The 19,360-nt window shown below is 66.7% G+C and carries 19 protein-coding genes; 10 read left to right on the top strand and 9 right to left on the bottom strand.

Features of this window, described 5'->3' with window-relative positions:
- Positions 1-68: 68 nt before the first annotated feature.
- Both AC5P9W_RS12885 and AC5P9W_RS12880 read right to left on the bottom strand, forming a co-directional pair.
- Positions 69-380: a DUF3817 domain-containing protein gene (locus tag AC5P9W_RS12885; protein WP_010485221.1), complete on the bottom strand. Its 312-nt coding sequence runs from the start codon at positions 378-380 to the stop codon at positions 69-71.
- Positions 381-525: 145 nt separating this feature from the next.
- The gene (locus tag AC5P9W_RS12880; protein ID WP_111102409.1) at positions 526-1,461 is read right to left on the bottom strand and encodes a TIGR03571 family LLM class oxidoreductase; all 936 of its coding nucleotides are present in this window, start codon (positions 1,459-1,461) and stop codon (positions 526-528) included.
- Between the two features lie 66 nt (positions 1,462-1,527).
- Between AC5P9W_RS12880 and AC5P9W_RS12875 the strand changes: the two genes are divergently transcribed.
- The 5 genes from AC5P9W_RS12875 (at position 1,528) to AC5P9W_RS12855 (ending at position 5,593) form a co-directional block, all read left to right on the top strand.
- Complete coding sequence (locus tag AC5P9W_RS12875) at positions 1,528-1,977, top strand: GNAT family N-acetyltransferase (protein ID WP_111098083.1); 450 nt, start codon at positions 1,528-1,530, stop codon at positions 1,975-1,977.
- 119 nt (positions 1,978-2,096) lie between these two features.
- Positions 2,097-3,617, top strand: a complete 1,521-nt coding sequence (locus AC5P9W_RS12870; protein ID WP_111098082.1) for a thioredoxin family protein — start codon at positions 2,097-2,099, stop codon at positions 3,615-3,617.
- 439 nt (positions 3,618-4,056) lie between these two features.
- Positions 4,057-4,686 carry a superoxide dismutase gene (locus AC5P9W_RS12865; protein ID WP_206621420.1) on the top strand — a complete coding sequence of 210 codons (630 nt, stop codon included), beginning with the start codon at positions 4,057-4,059 and terminating at the stop codon, positions 4,684-4,686.
- A complete protein-coding gene (locus tag AC5P9W_RS12860) occupies positions 4,683-5,261 on the top strand; it encodes a flavin reductase family protein (RefSeq protein WP_021204258.1) in 579 nt (192 codons plus the stop codon). Before AC5P9W_RS12865 ends, AC5P9W_RS12860 begins: the two co-directional genes overlap by 4 nt.
- Positions 5,258-5,593, top strand: a complete 336-nt coding sequence (locus AC5P9W_RS12855; protein ID WP_021204259.1) for a tetratricopeptide repeat protein — start codon at positions 5,258-5,260, stop codon at positions 5,591-5,593. Before AC5P9W_RS12860 ends, AC5P9W_RS12855 begins: the two co-directional genes overlap by 4 nt.
- Before the next feature lie 5 nt (positions 5,594-5,598).
- On the opposite strand, the gene AC5P9W_RS12850 is transcribed toward AC5P9W_RS12855, so the two are convergent.
- Together AC5P9W_RS12850 and AC5P9W_RS12845 are read right to left on the bottom strand one after the other, a co-directional pair.
- Entirely contained in the window at positions 5,599-6,747 is a 1,149-nt protein-coding gene (locus tag AC5P9W_RS12850; protein WP_021204260.1) for a fatty acid desaturase family protein, read from the bottom strand.
- A gap of 11 nt (positions 6,748-6,758) precedes the next feature.
- Positions 6,759-7,829 carry a ferredoxin reductase gene (locus AC5P9W_RS12845; RefSeq protein ID WP_050563255.1) on the bottom strand — a complete coding sequence of 357 codons (1,071 nt, stop codon included), beginning with the start codon at positions 7,827-7,829 and terminating at the stop codon, positions 6,759-6,761.
- Positions 7,830-7,921: 92 nt separating this feature from the next.
- On the opposite strand from AC5P9W_RS12845, the gene fabR reads away from it, so the two are divergent.
- The 3 genes from fabR (at position 7,922) to AC5P9W_RS12830 (ending at position 11,518) form a co-directional block, all read left to right on the top strand.
- On the top strand, positions 7,922-8,578 hold the full coding sequence (gene fabR / locus AC5P9W_RS12840; RefSeq protein WP_021204261.1) for an HTH-type transcriptional repressor FabR: 657 nt from the start codon (positions 7,922-7,924) through the stop codon (positions 8,576-8,578).
- A gap of 230 nt (positions 8,579-8,808) precedes the next feature.
- The gene (locus tag AC5P9W_RS12835; RefSeq protein ID WP_206621419.1) at positions 8,809-10,968 is read left to right on the top strand and encodes a TonB-dependent receptor; all 2,160 of its coding nucleotides are present in this window, start codon (positions 8,809-8,811) and stop codon (positions 10,966-10,968) included.
- Positions 10,958-11,518, top strand: coding sequence for a thioredoxin-like domain-containing protein (locus AC5P9W_RS12830; RefSeq protein WP_206621418.1), 561 nt, complete (start codon positions 10,958-10,960; stop codon positions 11,516-11,518). The genes AC5P9W_RS12835 and AC5P9W_RS12830 overlap by 11 nt, the downstream gene beginning before the upstream one ends.
- A gap of 63 nt (positions 11,519-11,581) precedes the next feature.
- Here the strand turns inward: AC5P9W_RS12830 and mntR are convergent, their stop codons facing one another.
- On the bottom strand, positions 11,582-12,058 hold the full coding sequence (gene mntR / locus AC5P9W_RS12825) for a manganese-binding transcriptional regulator MntR (RefSeq protein WP_021204264.1): 477 nt from the start codon (positions 12,056-12,058) through the stop codon (positions 11,582-11,584).
- A 117-nt stretch (positions 12,059-12,175) separates the two neighbouring features.
- Between mntR and AC5P9W_RS12820 the strand changes: the two genes are divergently transcribed.
- Entirely contained in the window at positions 12,176-13,507 is a 1,332-nt protein-coding gene (locus AC5P9W_RS12820) for an Nramp family divalent metal transporter (RefSeq protein WP_021204265.1), read from the top strand.
- Positions 13,508-13,625: 118 nt separating this feature from the next.
- Here AC5P9W_RS12820 and AC5P9W_RS12815 read toward each other — a convergent pair whose 3' ends face one another.
- The 4 genes from AC5P9W_RS12815 to AC5P9W_RS12800 all read right to left on the bottom strand — a co-directional run bounded on the left by AC5P9W_RS12815 (position 13,626) and on the right by AC5P9W_RS12800 (position 17,920).
- Positions 13,626-13,952, bottom strand: coding sequence for a thioredoxin family protein (locus AC5P9W_RS12815; protein ID WP_005409967.1), 327 nt, complete (start codon positions 13,950-13,952; stop codon positions 13,626-13,628).
- The gene (locus AC5P9W_RS12810) at positions 13,924-14,403 is read right to left on the bottom strand and encodes a flavodoxin (protein ID WP_031270765.1); all 480 of its coding nucleotides are present in this window, start codon (positions 14,401-14,403) and stop codon (positions 13,924-13,926) included. The genes AC5P9W_RS12815 and AC5P9W_RS12810 overlap by 29 nt, the downstream gene beginning before the upstream one ends.
- A 13-nt stretch (positions 14,404-14,416) precedes the next feature.
- The gene (locus AC5P9W_RS12805) at positions 14,417-15,457 is read right to left on the bottom strand and encodes a ribonucleotide-diphosphate reductase subunit beta (RefSeq protein WP_495219292.1); all 1,041 of its coding nucleotides are present in this window, start codon (positions 15,455-15,457) and stop codon (positions 14,417-14,419) included.
- 99 nt (positions 15,458-15,556) lie between these two features.
- Positions 15,557-17,920: a ribonucleoside-diphosphate reductase subunit alpha gene (locus AC5P9W_RS12800; protein WP_206621416.1), complete on the bottom strand. Its 2,364-nt coding sequence runs from the start codon at positions 17,918-17,920 to the stop codon at positions 15,557-15,559.
- 431 nt (positions 17,921-18,351) lie between these two features.
- Between AC5P9W_RS12800 and AC5P9W_RS12795 the strand changes: the two genes are divergently transcribed.
- On the top strand, positions 18,352-19,329 hold the full coding sequence (locus tag AC5P9W_RS12795) for a zinc-binding dehydrogenase (protein WP_111098134.1): 978 nt from the start codon (positions 18,352-18,354) through the stop codon (positions 19,327-19,329).
- The last annotated feature ends 31 nt before the right edge of the window (positions 19,330-19,360 follow it).

Genomic DNA, 19,360 nt, shown 5'->3' with positions numbered 1-19,360 from the left:
CCTCAAATGATAACGGCTCGTATTTGCATTTGATACCCATTCTCTTGAATGAGCATGCAACAGTGGGTTCAGCGCATTGCACGCAGGCCCAGCAGGCCACGGCGCTTGAACCACCACTCCAGCGGCAGCGTCACCAACGGCGGGATGGCCGCCAGCAGGGCCAAGGCACTGGCCCACCACGGCCAGCGCAGGCGCACCGCCGCAAACAGCGTGACCGCCACGTACACCAGGAAGGCCACGCCGTGCAGGGGCCCGAACAGCTTCACCAGCGCCACGTTGGTCATGGGGCCATACTTCATCCACATGCCGATGAGCAGGCCGGCCCAGGTTACGGCCTCGATGAAAGCGACCGCTGCGAACAGGCGTCCGGTCGGGTGCATGGGGGAACGTTGGGTCACAAGGGACTCCGGCATCGGGATATCAAATGCAAATGATACGCAGATGCACGCCGCGGCAGGTAGCGCCGGGCCATGCCCGGCGGGCGCACCGTCATCAGCAACACGGCGTGTCCACCAAGGTGGACACCTACCGAAGCACATCCGGCAGCACCTGCTCTCCAATTTCGCGCAGCACCGCGTCCATCGGCCTCCCGTTGTCGACCAGGTTGAACATCACGTGCCCCACGCCCTGCGCATGCACGCGCAGCAGGTAGTCACGCAAGCCGTCGCGGCCGACCTTCAGGCCCAGTGGCAGCGGCTCGGGCGGTGCGTGCGGATCGGCCTGCAGATCCAGCAGCATCGACTGCACGAACGGCTTGCCTGGCCCAGCGCCTTGCGCCTGCGCCTGTTGCCACAGGCCGATGCGCCCTTCCTGCGCGGCCTCTTCGCGGTGATAGGTGGCCCAGCCTTCGGCTTCGCGTGCGATCCACTGCAGGCTCTGCCGCGCAGTGCCCACCACCAGCATCGGAATGCGCGTGGCCGGGGCCGGCAGTACGTCGAAGCCACCGGTGGCTTGCACTACCGCGACCCTTTCTTCAGCCTCCGGTGACAACGCCGCGCGCAACAAGGTCCAGCGCTCACGGAACGTCGCCGCCCTGCCCTCCAGGTATTCGCCGAATGCCGCGAACTCTTCCGGCCGATCGCCAGACCCGAGGCCCAGCACGAAGCGGCCGTCGCTGATCCGGTCCAGGCTCAAGGCCGACTTCGCCACCTGCAGCGGATGGCGCAATGGCAGCACGATGGCCGCGCTGCCGACCACGATGCGCTCGGTCGCCGCAGCCAGCATGCCCAGCCACAGGAACGGGTCGTCCAACGCGCTCGTTGTCGCGTCCGGACCCTGCGGCACCATCAGCGGCACGTCGCGCGTCCACAACGCGGCAAAGCCCAGGTCATCGGCCAGTCGCGCGATACGTCGCGCCTCACGCGGATCGGCCAACCCATGCGACGCCACGGGCGTCATCAGGCCCAGGCTCAGACCCTGCTGCGGAAACAAGGCAGCGTACGCGGGATTGAAATCACTCATGCCGCCAGCTTAGCGTGAAGGCCTGCGGCAACAATGACGCGCCGCCCACCACCGGAAGAACACTGCATGCCGACGATCCGCCCTGCCCACGTCGATGACCTGCCCGCGATCAGCACGGTGTGCCTGGCTGCCTTCACTGCGGCGGTCGCACCTTCGCTCAGCGCGGCCGGCATCGCCACCTTCGGCAGCGTCGCCGCGGCCGAAGCGTTCGGCGCGCGCCTACACGGCGACAACCACATCCTGGTGGCCGAGCAGGACGGCCGCGTCGTCGGCGTGATCGAACTGAAGGAAGGCCGCCACCTGGCGATGCTGTTCGTCGATCCCAGCTACCAGGGCCAAGGCATCGGCCATGCTTTGTTCGACGCGGTGCTCCCGCAGGTGCGCGAGCCGGTGCTGACCGTGCGCGCCTCACTCAATGCAGTGCCAACCTACCTGCGCTATGGCTTCGTGCTGGACGGCGACGTCGGCGAGTTCAATGGGCTGGTGTATCAGCAGATGGTGCGGGCAGCGGCCTGAAGGCATCCGCCGGCCAATACCCGGCGTGCGTCATGCCCTGCGGCACGCCCGTCATGAGCAAACTGAATCAGCAGGCTCCCCGGCCGTTCCTACAATGGCCTGTCACCCTGCCCTTCGAGATGCTGCCGATGCGCGTCGCGCTTTCTATGTTGCTGCTGGCTTCGGCGTTGAGCGCCTGCACCCCGGCCCCGGTTTCCATCGCCAACTCCGCCGAGGTGCCCGCGCCGGCCAAGGCAATCGCCTGGCGCCAGGGCGATGTCGATGATGCCTTCGCCGAGGCCGCCGACAGCGGCAAGCCGGTGCTGCTGTACTGGGGCGCCGTCTGGTGCCCACCGTGCAACCAGCTCAAGGCGGGCCTGTTCAAGGACCCGGCCTTCATCGCGCTGACCAGCAAATTCGTTCCCGTCTACCTGGATGGCGACGAGGAAGGTGCGCAAGCCTGGGGTGAGCGCTTCGGCGTACGCGGCTATCCGACCCTGATCGTGCTGGACCCAAAGCGCAACGAAATCACCCGCGTGGCCGGCGGCAATGATGCCACCGAACTGACCCGGGCACTGACCGTCGCCGCAGGCCGCCGCAGTGCTGTTGCCGCCACCTTGGCCACCGCGTTGGCAACGCCGGACCGACTGGCCGCAGAAGACTGGCAGGTGCTGGGCGACTACGGCTGGGAAGTGGACGCCAACCGCCTGGCCGGCGAGCGCAGCAGCGAGGATGTGCTGCGCCAGTTGTCCAAGGCCGCACCCGACGCTGCCCTGCAGCGCCGCTTCGCCCTGCTGGCCTTGGCAACGGCCGAAAAGCCCGATGCCTCGCCCACCGAAGTACGCGAGCTGCTGCAGGCCGTGCTGGCGCAGCCCGCCGAAGTCCGCCGCAACCGTGAGTTGCTGGGCTATGCAGGCGTGCAGCTGGTCAAGCAGGCCAGTGCCGGGCCGGCCACCAGCAACACGCTGGGACAGCAGCTGCTGGTGGCATTGGAGCGGGCAGACGCCGAGCGCGGCGACCGCGCCGACGACGCATTGTCGCGTGCGTTGACCGAAGTGTCGCTGGCCCGCCAGCAGCAGCCGAAGGGCGCATTGCCCGCGGCCCTGGTTGATCGGGTCAAGCAGCGCGTGGCTGCTGCCGACGCTGCCGCCACCGATGCGCATGCGCGCCAGGCCACGATCAGCAGCGCGGTCTACGCACTACGCCAGGTCGGCGACGACGCAGGCGCCGAGTCGCTGTTGCTGGCGGAACTGAAGCGCAGCGAACAGCCGTACTACTACATGCCCGAGCTGGCCGAACTGGCCGAGCAGCGCGGCGACACCGCCGGTGCGCTGGAGTGGTTGAAGCGTGCCTACGACGGTGCGCAGGGCCCGGCCACCCGCGTGCAGTGGGGCGTGCTGTATGTGGAAGGCCTGCTGAAGCTGGCACCGGACGATGCACCACGCATCGAGCAGGCGACCGCCTCGCTGATCGCCGAGCTGGAGGCACAGCCGTCGGGCTACCACCAGCGCACCCGCCAACGCTTCGAGCGCTTGGCCGGGCAGTTGAAGGCGTGGAGCGGCAAGCACCAGGGCGCGGAGACGCTGGCGCGGTTGCAGCAGCGGATGCAGCAGGCGTGCGGGGAGCAGGTGGATGGCGCCTGCAAGGATTGGTTGAGTTGAGTTGATGAAAACGCCGGCGGCTGGTTCGCCTGCCGGCGCCTTTGTTGATACCGGTTGTGGCGGGGGAAGGGGCTGGCCGGGACACGCCGTAATCCCATCCTTGGGGGCTCGATGGCGCCATCCATGGCGCCAACGGTCCCGGCCAGCCCCTCCCCCCCGCCACCGGACCGTTTCCTGCGAGCGCGGGCAGCACTTCAGCGCGCCGGTGAGGTTCGAAAAGCGGGTTCTGGTAGTGCCGGCCGCTGGCCGGCAACCCGACCTTGCCGGCATGCCGGCCAGCGGCCGGCACTACCATTTCGCTCGTGCTGTCCTGCAGGAAGAATCAAAGCGATGAACGCGCACGCACCTCAATCCCGCCCCTTGACCTCAACCAATGTTGAGGTGCGATAACAGTCTCCCCACGGCCAGCCCTCTGGCCTTCCCCACGGAGATTGCTTCGATGTCGTACTCGCTTCCCCCGCTCCCCTACGCCTACGACGCCCTTGAGCCGCATTTCGATGCGCGCACGATGGACATCCACCACAGCAAGCACCACCAGGCCTACGTCAACAACCTCAACGCCGCCATCGAGCAGGCCGGCATCGCCGAGCAGCCGGTCGAGGCGCTGATCGCCAACCTCGATGCCGTGCCCGAGGCGCAGCGCGGCGCCATCCGCAACAACGGCGGCGGCCACGCCAACCACAGCCTGTTCTGGACCGTGCTCAGCACCAACGGTGGTGCGCCCGATGACGAACTGGCCGCCGTCATCGACCGTGACCTCGGCGGTTTCGATGCTTTCAAGGAGGCCTTCACCAAGGCGGCGCAGACCCGCTTCGGCAGCGGCTGGGCCTGGCTGACCAGCGATCGCGATGGCCGCCTGCAGGTGGAAAGCAGCGCCAACCAGGACAGCCCGCTGATGGGTGCAGCCGTAGGCCTGTCGGGCAACACCCCGATCCTCGCACTGGATGTCTGGGAACACGCCTACTACCTGCACTACCAGAACCGTCGCCCGGACTACATCGGTGCGTTCTTCAACATCATCAACTGGGCCGAGGTCGGCCGGCGCTACCGCCAGGCCAGGGCCTCATGAGCGGCGAAACGCTGCCGTACGCCGGGCCGTGGGCGGGGGTTTTCCCCGCCCCGGCCCCGGTGCCGTCGGTCGAGATGCCGCCGCGGGCCCTGCGGCGGCTGCTCGGCCACTTTCCTACCGGCGTGGCCATCGTCTGCACCCGCGATGCGCAGGGCAAACCCATCGGCCTGACCATCAATTCGTTCGTGCCGGTGTCATTGCAGCCGCCACTGGTGCTGTGGAACCTGGCGTTGCATGCGCAGAGCCTGTCCACCTTCCAGCGCGCCACCCGCTTTGCGATCAGCGTGCTGGCGGCCGACCAGGAAGCGCTGGCCCGGCGCTTTGCCGATCCGCAGGTCCGCAACCGCTTCGACGGCCTGGCATTGCTGGATGATGACGAGGATGCCCCACCACGCATCGCCGGTGCGGTCGCCCACCTCACCTGTACCCGCCACGCACAGTGGCCGGTGGGTGATCATCTGCTGCTGGCTGGCCGCATCATCGAAGTGCACGAGAACGGCGGCGCGCCGCTGCTGTTCCATCGTGGCCGCTTCCAGCCCGGCCCCACCGAACTGCTGGTGGAGGTGCGCGGATGAACATCGAAGCCCTGGAATGCATGCTTGCCAACGGCAAGGACGGCGCGCTGCTGCGCTTCGGCCTGGGCAAGGGTTGGCTGGATGCGGGCAACCCGGTGCGCGCGGCCACCCATCTGGGCCGGTGCGTGGTGCTTGATCCGCAGTATTCCGCGGCGTGGAAGCTGCTGGGCAAAGCCTGGCTGGCCAGTGGCCAGCCGCAGGCGGCGCGCGAAGCATGGCAACGCGGCTTGAGCGTGGCCGGCAGCAAGGGTGACCAGCAGGCACACAAGGAAATGCAGGTGTTCCTGCGCCGCCTGGACCGCGAACAGGCGGCCCTGGCGAAGGCGGGCTGAGTCGATCAGCCCGCGTTGGCCGATGCCGGTGCGGACATGATGTCCGGCATCGGCAGGCGGCGCGGCTTGCTCGGGAAAGCGTGGCGCAGGATGCGCCAGACCACCTGGCCGAACTGCTTCGGCAGCGAGCCGTTGTTGTAATGCTGGCCGTAGCGCCGGCAGATCTCCTTCACTTCCTTGGCGATGGCCGCATAGCGGTTGGCCGGCAGGTCCGGGTAGAAGTGGTGCTCGATCTGGTGGCTGAGGTTGCCCGACAGCACATTGATCAGGAAGCCGCCGCTGATGTTGGACGATCCGCGCAGCTGGCGCAGGTACCAGTGACCGCGCGATTCATTGCGCAGGCATTCCTTCGGGAAGGTTTCCGACTCGGCGGTGAAGTGGCCGCAGAAGATGATCACGTAGGTCCAGATGTTGCGCAGGCCGTTGGCCACCATGTTGCCCAGCATCACGGTGAGGAAGAACGGGCCGGCCAGCAGCGGGAAGAACACGTAGTCCTTCAGCACCTGGCGGGCCATTTTCCGCGCCACCGGGCGGGTCTGCATCCACATCGCACGGCCACTGATGCGGCCCTTCAGCCAACGGCCCAGGCGCAGGTCCTGCGCGGCCACGCCCCACTGGAACAGCAGCGCGAAGATCGGCGCGATGATCGGCTGCAGCAGGTAGAACGGCTTCCAGCGCTGTTCCGGGAAGATGCGCAGCAGGCCGTAGCCGATGTCATCGTCCATGCCACGCACGTTGGTATAGGTGTGGTGGCGGAAATTGTGGGTCTTGCGCCAGTTGTCGGCGGTGGCAACGATATCCCACTCGTAGGTGTTGCCATTGAGCTTGGGGTCGCCGGTCCAGTCGAACTGGCCGTGCATGACGTTGTGGCCCAGCTCCATGTTCTCCAGGATCTTCGACAACGCCAGCAGCAGCGTGCCAGTGATCGCGGCCGGCCACAGCAGCGGCATCCAGAACAGCGGCGAGAATGCTGCCAGGAACAGCAGGCCACGGCCACCCACGCCGAACCATCGCACGGCGGCAGCCACGCGGCGGATGTAGCGGGTATCGGAGGCGCCGAGGCTGCCGATCACACGGTCGCGGATCGCATCGAGTTCCTCACCGAAGGCATGCATCTCGGCGGTGCTCAGGGCACGGTCGGTAGCGCGGGTCATGGCAGGCGTCCTCAGAGATCCAGAGTCAGGTCGGTGGTCGGTGCGCTCACGCAGATCCGCACCGGCTGTGCCGATTCGGACTGCAGGTCGCCGGTGCGAAGGTGGCGGGTGGCGCCACTGACGCGATCACAGGTGCAGGTGTTGCAGATGCCCATGCGGCAACCGTGCTTGGGCTTGATGCCATGCGCTTCCAGGCTTTCCAGCAGCGAGCGGCCTCGCGGCACGCTCAGCTGGCGGCCACTGCGCGCAAGCGTCAGCGACACCTCGCCTTCGCTGCTGGCATCGCGCAGCGGCGCCGGCGGGGTGAAGGCTTCGGCCTGGAAGCCAGCCACCTGGTGCGCCAGGCGTTCACGCGCAGCGGCAACGAAGCCATCCGGACCGCAGGCCAACACATGGCGCTGCGCCAGCGGCGTGTCATCGCCGGCCACCTGCAGATCATGGGTATCGATGCGCGCGGCCGGCGCCTCACCCTCGCGGGTGGTCAGCAGATGTACGCGCAGGTTCGGATGCGCCGCGGCCAGCGCCTGCAGTTCATCACGGAACTGCAGATGGGCGGCGGTGCGCTCCCAATAGAACAGGTCCACCGGTGCTGCCAGCGGGCGCTGGCAGGCGTCGCGCAACAGGCTGCGCATCGGCGTGATGCCACTGCCGGCAGCCAGCAGCAGCACCGGCGCCGCGGCCGGCATATGGAACTCGCCGAAGGCGGCATCGAGGCGGAACAGTTCGCCCGGCTGTGCATGGTTTACCAGATGCTGGCTGACCCGGCCGCCATCGATCGCCTTGACGGTGATCGCCAGCTCGCGCCGACCCAGTGCGGTAGGGCTGTAGCTGCGCTGCCACAGGCGCCCCTCAATCTCGACGCCCAGGGTGACGTGCTGGCCGGCGCGCATGCCGGCCCAGTGCCGGTTGGTGCGCAGGACCAGGGTCGCCGCGCCCTCGCCGGCCGGCTCGCGCCGGACCAGTCGGGCCACCGGCTCGCGCAGGGTCCACAGGGGATTGAGCTGGCCCGCCCAGAAATCGAACAGCGACGGCGAGACCCAGCGGTACGGAGAGAACAGGGACGGACGGACGACAGCGCTCATGGGCGCACTATACGGGCGCACATACACCTGTGTATACATGTGTATATTGAACCGGATTGGGTATGATTCAGCCTCGCCCCACCGGAACCCCCATGGCCGCCGCCACTGCCTTGTCGACGTCTGAAGATGCCAACAGCCCGGCCCGCCGTACGGTGAGCCGCGAGGATCTGCTGGCCGCCGCCCTGAAGCTGATCGGGCCGCACCGCAGCCTGTCCACGCTCAGCCTGCGCGAAGTGGCACGTGAGGCCGGCATTGCGCCGAACAGCTTCTACCGGCAGTTCCGCGACATGGACGAACTGGCCGTGGCGCTGATCGACGCCGCCGGCCGCTCGCTGCGCACCATCATCGGCGAGGCCCGCCAGCGCGCCACGTCTACCGCCACCAGCGTGGTGCGCGTTTCCGTGGAGACCTTCATGGAACAGCTGCGCGCCGACGACAAGCTGCTGCACGTGCTGCTGCGCGAAGGCGCGGTCGGCTCGGACGACTTCAAGCATGCGGTCGAACGCGAACTGCACTATTTCGAAGAAGAGCTGCAGCACGACCTGGTGCGCCTGGCTGCACTGGACGGCGCCGTGCTGCATGCCCCCGAACTGGTGGCCAAGGCCATCACCCGGCTGGTGTTCGCGATGGGTGCCACCGCCATGGACCTGCCGCCGGAGAAGGATCCGGAACTGGTCGAACAGATCTCCACGATGATCCGCATGATCATCGTCGGCGCCCGGACCCCCGCCGCATTCCGCCGCGGCTGACGATCCGACCGCGCCTACACGGCAACTCCATCCTATGGACATGACCACCGGCAGGGTTGCGGTCGTTTTATGTAATGTTATAACACATGCATGATCTGACTCGACTGGTACCCAAAGCGTAATTGCCTCAGCCTCGTTATATAGCACTTGCTATATTAATAAGCCACCGCTTTCATATGCGTCAGCCAGGTCGCCCTCGCCGCCTTTCTTCTCCCAAGGACGACGCCCTCATGCCCGTTGCCACGCCCCTCTTCCATCGGCTGCCCCTGGCCGCCGCCATTGCCCTGACCGTGCCGCTGCCTGCACTGGCCGCCACCTCGAAGCCCACCGAGCTGGACCGCGTGCAGGTCAAGGTCAGCACCGCCACCCGCAGCGAACGCCTGCTATCCGATGTCCCGATCCGCACCGAAGTGCTGCGCAAGGAAGACATCGCGCTGCGCGCGGCCACCGACTTCTCGCGCGCCGCCGAGCTGATCAACGGCCTGCGCGTGGAAAGCAACTGCCAGAACTGCAACACCAGCGAAGTGCAGCTGCTGGGCCTGCCCGGTGCCTACAACCAGCTGTTGTTCGATGGCATCCCGCTGTTGTCCACGCTGGGCAGCGTGTACGGCCTGGAACAGATCCCGGCCGGGTTCGTCGACCGCGTCGAAGTGGTCAAGGGCGGCGGCTCGGCGCTGTACGGCCCGGATGCGGTGGCCGGTGTGATCAACCTGATTCCGCCGCTGCCGGCGCGCAGCGGCGGCCATGTGCAGGCCGGCGTGGATGTCCTGAAGGGCACACCGCAGAAGAATGCCGACGTGCGCCTCGACCTGGTGGCGAAAGATGCCGACGCCGGGCTTTCAGTGATTGCCCAGCGCAACTGGAACAGTGGCATCGACTACAACGGTGACGGCTACACCGAGATCACCCGCAAGAACCTCAAGGTCGGCGGGCTGCAGGCCTGGTACGCGCCCACGCCGGGCACGCGGCTGCGCCTGGACCTGCAGGTGACCGATGAAACCCGGCGTGGCGGCAATCGACTGGATCAGCCCGAATACCTGGCCAACATCGCCGAATCGCTGGATACGAAATACCGGCGCGGCAGCGTATCGTGGGATCAGGAAGTCAATGCCGACGTCGATTTCCGCCTGGCCTACGCCTTCGCCGACATCGACCGCGACAGTTTCTACGGCGGTCTTGGCGACGTGGTTACCGATCCGTCTGCACCCGGCCATGACCCGTCGCAGCTGGATCCCAACGTGGCCGGCAGCGCGGCCTCGCGTTCGTGGCGCCAATACGGCCGCACCCACAACCCGCTGCACTACATCGACAGCCAGTTGAACTGGCGGCTGGGCGCGCACGCGCTGGCCTTCGGCGTGCAGTACAAGCACGAGGCGCTGCGCGACGACAACCGCACCGGTGACGGGCAGCGCCTGGCGGTGCTGGAAGATGCAACCTTCCACAACCTGGGCACCTTCATCCAGGACGAATGGAGCCTGCGTGACAACGTCGACCTGGTACTGGGCGCACGCGTGGACAAGAGCTCGGAACTGGACAGCGCGGTGTTCTCGCCGCGCATCGCCCTGGCCTGGCAGGCCACGCCCAACCTGAAATGGCGCGCCGGCATCGCCACCGGCTTCCGTGCACCGGAGATCTTCGTCGAGGACGTGCACGTCGATACGCTGGGTGGCGAGCAGGTGCGCGTGCGCAACACCGATGGCCTGAAGGAAGAGCGCGCGTTGACCACCCTGTTCGGCTTCGACTGGCGCTCGGACCCGGCCAATCCAGTGTGGAGCTGGGATGCTACCGCCTCCTATGCACGCATCCGCGACACCTTCGCGCTGGGCGAGATCCAGCGCGGCGATGACGGACAACTGAGCCAGCTGCGCTACAACGCCTCCGGCTCCAACGTGCTGGGGGCGGAAACCAACCTCGGCTGGCAGCCGTCGCCGCAGTGGCGCCTGACCGCCGGTGCCTCGTGGTACCGCTCGCGCTTCCGCGAACCGCAGCGCATCTTCGACGACACCGGCGACGGTGGCGACACCATCATCGAAAGCCGCGACTACCTGAAGACCCCGCGCTGGACCGGCCTGGCGCAGCTCAGCTGGATGCCCGCCGAGCCGTGGGAAACCTTCGTCGCGCTGCGCCATACCGGGCCGATGTCGGTGCTGAACAACCGGTTGGGCGAGCTGCACCGTACGCGTTCCTTCCTGGTCACCGATCTTGGTGCTCGCTGGCACCGCCATCTGGGCGCGCAGGCGCAGCAGGAAGTGTCGGTGGCCGCGGGTGTCAAGAACGTGTTCGATCAGCGCCAGAAAGATCTGGAAGTGGGCGCGCTGCGTGACAGCGACTATGTCTACGGGCCGCGCTTCGCGCGTTCGTGGTACGTCAACCTGCGCTATGCGTTCTGAAGCTCTGCGAGCGTTGTTGCTGGCCTGTGCCGTGCTGCTGGCCGCACCCGCAATGGCTGCGGACCTGCACGCGCAGGTCTCGGCCTCGCTGATGCGGCCGGAACAGCGCTCGCTGCGACCGATGCAATGGACACAGCCGCCGAAACTGGTGGCGCTGTACTTCGGTGCCGACTGGTGTGCACCGTGCCATGCCTTCGTACCCACGCTGCGCAGCGTGCGTGATGCCCTGCGCCAAGCCGGCGCCGATACCGAAGCGGTGTACGTCAGCCAGGATGAGAGCGAGAGCGCGCTGCGCCGCTACATGCACGCGCAGGACATGCCGTGGCCGGTGCTTGACCCGCGCCGCGCTGCGCGCATGCCGGCCCTGCAGGCATTGGCCGGGCTGGCACCGCCGAATCTGGTATTGATCGATGCCGACGGCACGGTGCTGGCCAATGGCTGGCAAGGCCGGCGCTATGAAGGCCTGCAAGCGGTGTTGAAGGAATGGACGAAACGGGCCTGCGCGCAGGAACAGGCGCGCTGCCCCAACGGCGCCATCCAACCACGGTAGCGCCGGGCCATGCCCGGCGAAAGGCATGAACACGGCGACGCGCCCGCCGGGCATGGCCCGGCGCTACCGATACGGCGCCTCGCCCTCGGCCTTGCGCACGAACGCCTCGAACAGCGCCAGCGTCTGCTCGCTCACATGGTGCTCGATACCCTCCGCATCACGCCGTGCCGTGTCAGGGTCCACGCCCAGCGCCAGCAGGAAACGCTCCACGGTCTGGTGCCGCTGGCGGCTGGCATGGGCCAGCGCCTCGCCTTCCGGGGTCAGGAACACGCCGCGATACGGTCGCTGCACCACCCAGCCATCGCGGGCCAGGCGCCGCAGCATCTTCGCCACGGTGGGCTGGGCCACGCCCAGGCGGGTGGCGATGTCGACCTGGCGGGCCTCGCCGCCGTCGGCCAGCAGGTCCGAGATCAGCTCGACATAGTCCTCCACCAGCTCCATCCGGTGCGCTTCGCGCACTTGCCGGAAGCTCTCGACCTGGCGCTCAGCCTCGATCAAGGGGGTGCTTTTCAGCGATGTCGAATCGTCGGTCTTGCCCACGCCTGCGCCTGTCCTTCCGGTCTACTCCGGGTTTGAAACTGAATTCTGGACCAGTAACGCGATAAAGACGATTGTTTCACATTGCTAATGACTATAGCAGGAGCTATATTCGAACCCATGAACACCCTGGCGCCCCACGACCCTTCGGCCTCCACCCCGGCCAGCCTGGGCGCGCTCAATGCCTCGGTGGCGGTACCCGACAAGGGGCACTGGTGGTTCCGCCTGCTGGCCTTCCTCGGCCCGGGCTACATGATCTCGGTCGGCTACATGGACCCAGGCAACTGGGCCACCGACCTCGCCGGCGGTTCGCGCTTCGGCTACCTGCTGCTGTCGGTCATCCTCATCTCCAACCTGATGGCGGTGATCCTGCAGGCGCTGTCGGCACGGCTGGGCATCGCCACCGGCATGGATCTGGCGCAGGCCTGCCGCGCGCGGTACCCGAAGCCGGTGAACCTGGCGCTGTGGGCGCTGTGCGAGGCAGCGATCATCGCCTGCGACCTAGCCGAGGTGATCGGCACCGCGATCGCATTGAAGCTGCTGTTCGACCTGCCGCTGCTGTGGGGCGCGGTGATCACCGCGCTGGATACGCTGCTGGTCCTGCTGCTGATGAACCGCGGCTTCCGTGCGCTGGAAGCCTTCGTGATCGCGCTGCTGATGGTGATCTTCGGCTGCTTCATGGTGCAGATCGCGCTGGCCGCACCGCCGGTGATGGACGTGCTGGGCGGATTCATTCCGCGCGCGCAGGTAGTGACTGATCCGCACGCGCTGTACATCGCCATCGGCATCATCGGCGCCACGGTTATGCCGCATAACCTGTACCTGCATTCTTCCATCGTGCAGACCCGCGCCTATCCGCGCACCGACGAGGGCCGTCGCAGCGCGCTGCGCTGGGCGGTGACCGACAGCACCCTCGCGCTGACGCTGGCACTGTTCATCAACGCCAGCATCCTGATCCTGGCGGCGGCGGTGTTCCATGCCAATGGCCGTTTCGATGTGGAAGACATCGAGCAGGCGCACCAGCTGCTGGCGCCGATGCTGGGCGTGGGCGCGGCGGCGACACTGTTTGCGATTGCCCTGCTGGCCTCGGGCCTGAATTCGACAGTGACCGCCACGCTGGCCGGCCAGATCGTGATGGAAGGCTTCCTGCACCTGCGCCTGCCGCCGTGGCTGCGTCGGCTGATCACGCGCGCACTGGCGATCATTCCGGTGGTGGTGGTGATCCTGCTGTTCGGCGACCAGGGCGCGGTGAAGCTGCTGGTGCTGAGCCAGGTGGTGCTGTCGATGCAGCTGCCGTTTGCGATCATCCCGCTGGTGCGGATCGTGACCGACAAGGTGACGATGGGTGCGCTGGTGGCACCGCGCTGGCTCGGCGCGATCGCCTGGGTGATCGCGCTGGTGATCGTGGTGTTGAACGTGAAGCTGCTGGTGGATACCTTCAGCGGAGCCTGACGCCAAACCACGGACCCTGCCCCGGTAGATCCACGCCATGCGTGGATGCCCTTGTAGAGTCGAGCCATGCTCGACTCATCGCTCACCGCGCGAACGGCAGCCGAGCATGGGCTCGGCTCTACAAATGCAACGCGATCGCGGCCTCGATCTGCTGCGGTGACTGGAACCCTGCCAGGCGCGTGCGCTCATCACCGTCACGGAACAGGGACAGCGTCGGCGTCTGCCGCAGTCCCAGCTCCCTGAAGAACGCCTCACCCAGCACCTCCAGCTGCACGCGCAGCAGGGTCGTGCCCTGCCCCGCCACGCTGTTGGCCACGCGATGCAACGACATCTCCAGCATCCGGCAGCCCGGGCACTGGTCCTTGTGGAAATCCACCAGCACCCGCGGATGTTCGGCCAGCAGCTGCTGGAACTGCTCAGGCGTGGTGGCGTCGATGATCTGCATCGGTGTTGCTCCAGTAGTGGGCCAGGACCGTATCGGTCCAGGCGTCGATGGCTGCGGCGTGACGCTCGCCATGCGGCATCTGCTCGATCTCGAGCGGCGGATAGTCGCTGCGGAAATAGCGGATCAGCCGGTGCACGGCGCCGCAGTAGTACTCCTGCCCCCACTGCGTTTCACCGGTGCCGAACACCGCCAGCTGCCGTGGCCGCTCGCCGCGCTCGGCGATGCCGGCCACCCATGCCTTCATCTCCGCCGGCGTGCGGCCGGCGTTGTCGGTCCAGCAGCCCAGCAGCACCAGGTCGGCCTCATCGGCCGCCAGCGGCGGTGCCTGGCGCAGGTCGTCGGCCTCCTGCCAGTACACCGCATGACCGGCAACGCGGCAGCGTTCGGCAATCTGCCGGCCGAGTTCGCGGGTGTTGCCGCTCAGGGAGGCGACCACCACCAGGATGCTCAGCACGGCGCCAGGCTCAGAGATCGTCGAAGCCGTTGCCGACGTTGGTCTTCTTGTAACTTGCATTGCGCATCTCGAAGAAGTCGGTCTTGGTCTCGGTGAAGTTGTCGGCGTAGGCCTTGATCCACGGCATCACGTTGTCGGTGGTGTCGATGTACAGGCGCTCGATGCCGAGCATGCCGGCCATCTTGTTGGCGCGGTACTTCACGTAGCGCACCATCTCGTCCACGTCGATGCCGTCGATACCATCCAGCACCTCCGACGACCACTGCGTCTCCAGCTCGATGGCATGCTCGAACGATTGGTGTACGTAGGCGGTCAGCTCGTTGGTCTGCAGCTCCGGGTTTTCGCCGACGATGGCGCGGATCACCTCGCTGATGAACTTGGTGTGGGCCAGCTCGTCGCGGTTGATGAAGCTGATGATCTTGCCGGTGCCGTTCATGCGGTTCTGCCGCACCATGTTGTAGAAGTACGCGAACCCGGAATAGAAATTGATGCCCTCCAGGATCGAGGACTGGATCAACGACTTGAGCAGGGTCTCGGCGGTCTTCTCGCGCATGAAATCGTCATACGCCCCCATGATCGGCGCATTGCGCTTGATGATGGTCGGGTGGGTGCGGGCGATCTCGAAGATGCGGTTCTGGTTCGGCAGGTCGGTGATCGAGGCCAGCACATAGCTGTAACTCTCGTTGTGGATCACTTCCTGCTGGCCGATGATCGCGGCATTGGCGTGCGCGGCCGGGTCGGTGATGTACTCGGCGACGTTGTAGATGAAACGGGTCTGCGGTGAGTCGAGCGTGGCCAGCAGGCCGATGATCGAATCGTAGGCGTTCTTTTCACGTGCGTTGAGCTCGCCGTACTGGCGGGCATCGAGCTTCATGTCGACCTCGTCGGGAATCCAGAAGTTGGTCGACAGCTCCTTGTAGGCCCGATAGAAGGACGGATACGGGATATCGTTCCAGTTGAGGATGCCGCTGGTACGGCCGTTGATGATGCCGGTGCTGCGGTTGGGATGGCGCGGTTCGAGGATCTTGATGCGGTCGAGGGGGGTTGCCATGGTCTTACCTGCAGGGGGTAGCGCCGGGCCATGCCCGGCGGAATGTGCGACGGCCGCGCGATGCGCTCGCCGGGCGTGGCCCGGCGCTACCGTGGATGGTCAGCTGGCGCACCACTCGCAATCGCTGATGTCGATGTCGTTGGAGCGCACGTAGTAGGTGGTCTTCAGGCCTTCGCGCCAGGCGCTCAGGTGCAGCTCCAGCAGGGTGCTAGCGCGGATCGTGCTCGGCACATACAGGTTGAAGCTGATCGACTGGTCGACATGGCGCTGGCGGCGCGCGTTCTGGCGCACGCTGGCGAACTGGTCGACCTTGTACGCCCCCTTCTCGTAGTACGGCCAGGTTTCCAGCGACAGGCCCGGAGCCGCCACCGGCCGCCGGAAGTCCTTCTTTTCCTCGTAGTAGAACGCGCTGTAGATAGGGTCGATCGACGCGGTGGAACCGGCAATCTGCGCGGTGCTCATGTTCGGCGCGACGGCCAGCAGCCAGCCGTTACGCAGGCCGTGCGTGGCAACCTCGCGGGCCAGGCTGTCCCACGCGGCGCCGCTGTAGCCGCGGTCACTGAAATAGCGTCCGTTGTGCCAATCGCTGCCGGCGAACATCGGGTAGCTGCCCTTCTCCTTCGCCAGCTGCGCGCTGGCCTGGATGGTCAGGAAGTTGATGCGCTCGTAGAGACGGTCGGCCAAATCCTCGGCATCCGGTGACTCCCACTGGATCGCCTGCTGCGCCAGCAGGTGGTGCCAACCGAACGTGCCCAGGCCGATGGCGCGGTACTTGCGGTTGGTGATGGTGGCCTGCGGCACCGGCAGCGCGTTGAGGTCAATCACGTTGTCGAGCATGCGCACCTGGATCGGGATCAGGCGCTCCAGCACGTCGGTGGCCAGCAGGTCGTCCGGCGCACTGATTGCCCGGCCGAGGTTGATCGAGGACAGGTTGCAGACCACGAAGTCACCGGCGCGGCGCGTGGTGACGATCTGGTCGCCGCTGACGATCTCCTGGATCATCCGCGTCGGGCTCATGTTCTGCAGGATCTCGGTGCATAGATTGCTGGAATAGATCATGCCCGCGTGCTTGTTCGGGTTCCGGCGGTTGACCTCGTCGCGGTAGAACAGGAACGGATTGCCGGTCTCCAACTGGCTGAGCATGATCCGCTTGAACAGATCGATCGCCTTCACCGTTCGGCGGCTGATGCGCTCATCGGCCACCAGTTCGGCATAGCGGTCGCGGAAGCTGCCCGCGCCGCGCGTCTCATCGTAGAAGTCCTGCAGGTACCAGCCCTTGGCCTGCTTCACCTCGTGCGGGTCGAACAGGTACCAGTCGGCGCGGCGCTCGACCGCTTCCATGAACAGGTCGGGCACGCACACCGAGGTGAACACATCGTGCGCGCGCAGGCGCTGGTCGCCGTTGTTCAGGCGCAGATCCAGGAAGGCCTCGATATCGCGGTGCCAGATGTCCAGGTACACCGCCACCGCGCCCTTGCGCTGGCCAAGCTGGTCGACCGACACCGCGGTGTTGTTGAGCTGCTTGATCCACGGCACCACGCCGCCGGAGGAATTGGCCACGCCCCGTATCGGCGCGCCGCTGCTGCGCACATAGCCCAGGTAGGCGCCGACGCCGCCACCGTGCTTGGACACGCGGGCGATATCGGTGTTGGAGTCATAGATGCCCTGCAGGCTGTCGTCCACCGTGTCGATGAAGCAGCTGGACAGCTGGCCGCCGACCTTGCCGGCGTTGGCCAGGGTCGGCGTGGCCACCGTCATGTACAGGTTGGACAGCGCCCAGTACGCCTCACCGACCAGCTGCATGCGCCGTTCGCGCGGCTTTTCCTCCTGCATCAGGTACAGCGCAATGGTCAGCCAGCGCTCCTGCGGCAGTTCGTAGACCTCGCGGCTGCGATCGCTGGCCAGGTAGCGCGTGGCCAGCAGGTACAGGCCGTTGTACGCGAACAGGCGGTCGCGTTCCGGGTCGATCATCTCGCCGGCCTGCTGCAGCTCTTCCTTGGAATAGCAGCGCAGGATGTCGTTGCTGTAGATGCCGCGGTCAGCCAGGCTCTCCTGCAGGCCCACATACGAACCGTACTTCAGGCCGACATCGTAGAAGCGGTTGCGGCTGGCGCGCTTGTACAGGCGACGCAGGTAGATGCGCGCGGCAAACTGTTCCCACTCGGGTGCAACCAGGTCCACGCGCGATTCGGCCTCACGGATCAGCAGATCGACCAGGTCGTCGGCGCTGATGCTCGGTTTGCGCTCGACCATCGCCTGCACCACGCGGCGATAGTCGCTCACGTCCAGCTGCGGGAACTCGGCATGCACGGCGTCGATGCTGCGCTGCAGGCGCTCGGCCTCGAACGGCAGGCGGCGGTTGCCGGCCTCCTTGGTGATCCAGGTCGGCACGCGCTCGCCACCGGCGCGCAAGGCGTCGCCGGCGCCGGCCAGATCGGCCACGCGGAAGGTACTGTCGGTCATGGTGGTGGAACTCCAGGCTCGCACGCGCGTTGGCGGTCGATGCCATGGCGGCCCTGAACGCGATACCGGCGCACGGGGCGAACGGGTGGATTGCCAGGGCACGGGAACGTAGGTCGTCGGCATCTGCCTGCGCCTGCGGCCGGTATCCGGGCCGTGGGGGCGACCTGCGTCCGCACGATGGCGGCCGCGTCGACACGGCAAGCCTTCAGGGGCGGGCCGCGGGACGTTTGCTGCATGTCCGGCGGCGGCGGCTGACCGGGAGTGACGGCCACAACATAGTGGGGACATCTCGAACCGTCAACACAAGATGCGGTAATCAGCACATGTCGCGACGATCAGTCGCAGGATGCCGTGTTGCAGCAGCGACGCCTTGTCGACATGCCCTGCGTCCCCAGTTCGGTACAACATCCACTTTCCCCGGAACACCGCCCATGCGCGCTGCCCAGTACTCCTCCTTCGGCAACCCGGCCGACGTCCTCGCCATTGCCGATGCCGCCCTGCCCGAGCCTGGTCCCGGCGAGGTGCGCATCCGCACCGTGCTGGCCTCGATCCACAATCACGACCTGCTGACCGTGCGCGGGCTGTATGGCTACAAGCCGACGCTGCCGGCGATTGGCGGCAGCGAAGCATTGGGCGTGGTCGACGCACTGGGCGACGGCGTCGACGGCCTGCAGATCGGCCAACGCGTCGCCGCAGCCTCGGTACACGGTACCTGGGCCGAAGCGTTCATTGCACCGGCACGCATGGTCATTCCGATGCCGGAGGCGATTCCGGACGAGATGGCCGCACAGTTGATCGCGATGCCGCTGAGCGCGCTGATGCTGCTGGAATTCCTGCACGTCGAGCCGGGCCAGTGGATCGTGCAGAACACCGCCAACGGCGCGGTCGGCAAGTCGCTGGCCATGTTGGCAAAGGCGCGTGGCGTGCATGTGGCCAACCTGGTGCGCAACGCCGATGCGGTCGCGCAGTTGCAGGCGCTGGGCATCGATCATGTGTTCGACACCTCGGTGGACGGCTGGAAGGATCGCGTTCGTGAAGCGACCGGCGAAGCACAGGCGGCGGCCGCCGTGGATTCCATCGGCGGCGACGCCAGCGGTGACCTGGTCGACCTGCTCGGCCACCACGGCACGCTGGTGTCGTTCGGGGTGATGAGCGGCGAACCGATGCGCATCCCGGCCGGCGGCCTGATCTACAAGGAGGCCACGGTGAAGGGCTTCTGGGGCAGCAAGGTCAGCCAGGCGATGGCCGTGGAGGACAAGCGCCGGCTGGTTGGCGAACTGCTGAAGCGTGCGGCGAGCGGCGAACTGACCTTGCCGGTGGAGCAGATCTTCGCGCTGGACGACATCGCCCAGGCGGCGAAGGCCGGGGCCGGTTCGGGCCGCAACGGCAAGGTGCTGCTGCGGCCTTGATGGGCTGGCATTGCCTTCTGTAGAGCCGAGC

The organism is Stenotrophomonas sp. YJH_SMC_33, from assembly GCF_059372295.1.
This window is presented reverse-complemented; position numbering and strand designations above follow the sequence as displayed.

Bases quoted from the DNA above. Each gene is read 5' to 3' on its own strand.
- AC5P9W_RS12885 (WP_010485221.1), bottom strand. From the start codon at position 380: ATGCACCCGACCGGACGCCTGTTCGCAGCGGTCGCTTTCATCGAGGCC.
- AC5P9W_RS12880 (WP_111102409.1), bottom strand. From the start codon at position 1,461: ATGAGTGATTTCAATCCCGCGTACGCTGCCTTGTTTCCGCAGCAGGGT.
- AC5P9W_RS12875 (WP_111098083.1), top strand. From the start codon at position 1,528: ATGCCGACGATCCGCCCTGCCCACGTCGATGACCTGCCCGCGATCAGC.
- AC5P9W_RS12870 (WP_111098082.1), top strand. From the start codon at position 2,097: ATGCTGCCGATGCGCGTCGCGCTTTCTATGTTGCTGCTGGCTTCGGCG.
- AC5P9W_RS12865 (WP_206621420.1), top strand. From the start codon at position 4,057: ATGTCGTACTCGCTTCCCCCGCTCCCCTACGCCTACGACGCCCTTGAG.
- AC5P9W_RS12860 (WP_021204258.1), top strand. From the start codon at position 4,683: ATGAGCGGCGAAACGCTGCCGTACGCCGGGCCGTGGGCGGGGGTTTTC.
- AC5P9W_RS12855 (WP_021204259.1), top strand. From the start codon at position 5,258: ATGAACATCGAAGCCCTGGAATGCATGCTTGCCAACGGCAAGGACGGC.
- AC5P9W_RS12850 (WP_021204260.1), bottom strand. From the start codon at position 6,747: ATGACCCGCGCTACCGACCGTGCCCTGAGCACCGCCGAGATGCATGCC.
- AC5P9W_RS12845 (WP_050563255.1), bottom strand. From the start codon at position 7,829: ATGAGCGCTGTCGTCCGTCCGTCCCTGTTCTCTCCGTACCGCTGGGTC.
- fabR (WP_021204261.1), top strand. From the start codon at position 7,922: ATGGCCGCCGCCACTGCCTTGTCGACGTCTGAAGATGCCAACAGCCCG.
- AC5P9W_RS12835 (WP_206621419.1), top strand. From the start codon at position 8,809: ATGCCCGTTGCCACGCCCCTCTTCCATCGGCTGCCCCTGGCCGCCGCC.
- AC5P9W_RS12830 (WP_206621418.1), top strand. From the start codon at position 10,958: ATGCGTTCTGAAGCTCTGCGAGCGTTGTTGCTGGCCTGTGCCGTGCTG.
- AC5P9W_RS12820 (WP_021204265.1), top strand. From the start codon at position 12,176: ATGAACACCCTGGCGCCCCACGACCCTTCGGCCTCCACCCCGGCCAGC.
- AC5P9W_RS12815 (WP_005409967.1), bottom strand. From the start codon at position 13,952: ATGCAGATCATCGACGCCACCACGCCTGAGCAGTTCCAGCAGCTGCTG.
- AC5P9W_RS12805 (WP_495219292.1), bottom strand. From the start codon at position 15,457: ATGGCAACCCCCCTCGACCGCATCAAGATCCTCGAACCGCGCCATCCC.
- AC5P9W_RS12800 (WP_206621416.1), bottom strand. From the start codon at position 17,920: ATGACCGACAGTACCTTCCGCGTGGCCGATCTGGCCGGCGCCGGCGAC.
- AC5P9W_RS12795 (WP_111098134.1), top strand. From the start codon at position 18,352: ATGCGCGCTGCCCAGTACTCCTCCTTCGGCAACCCGGCCGACGTCCTC.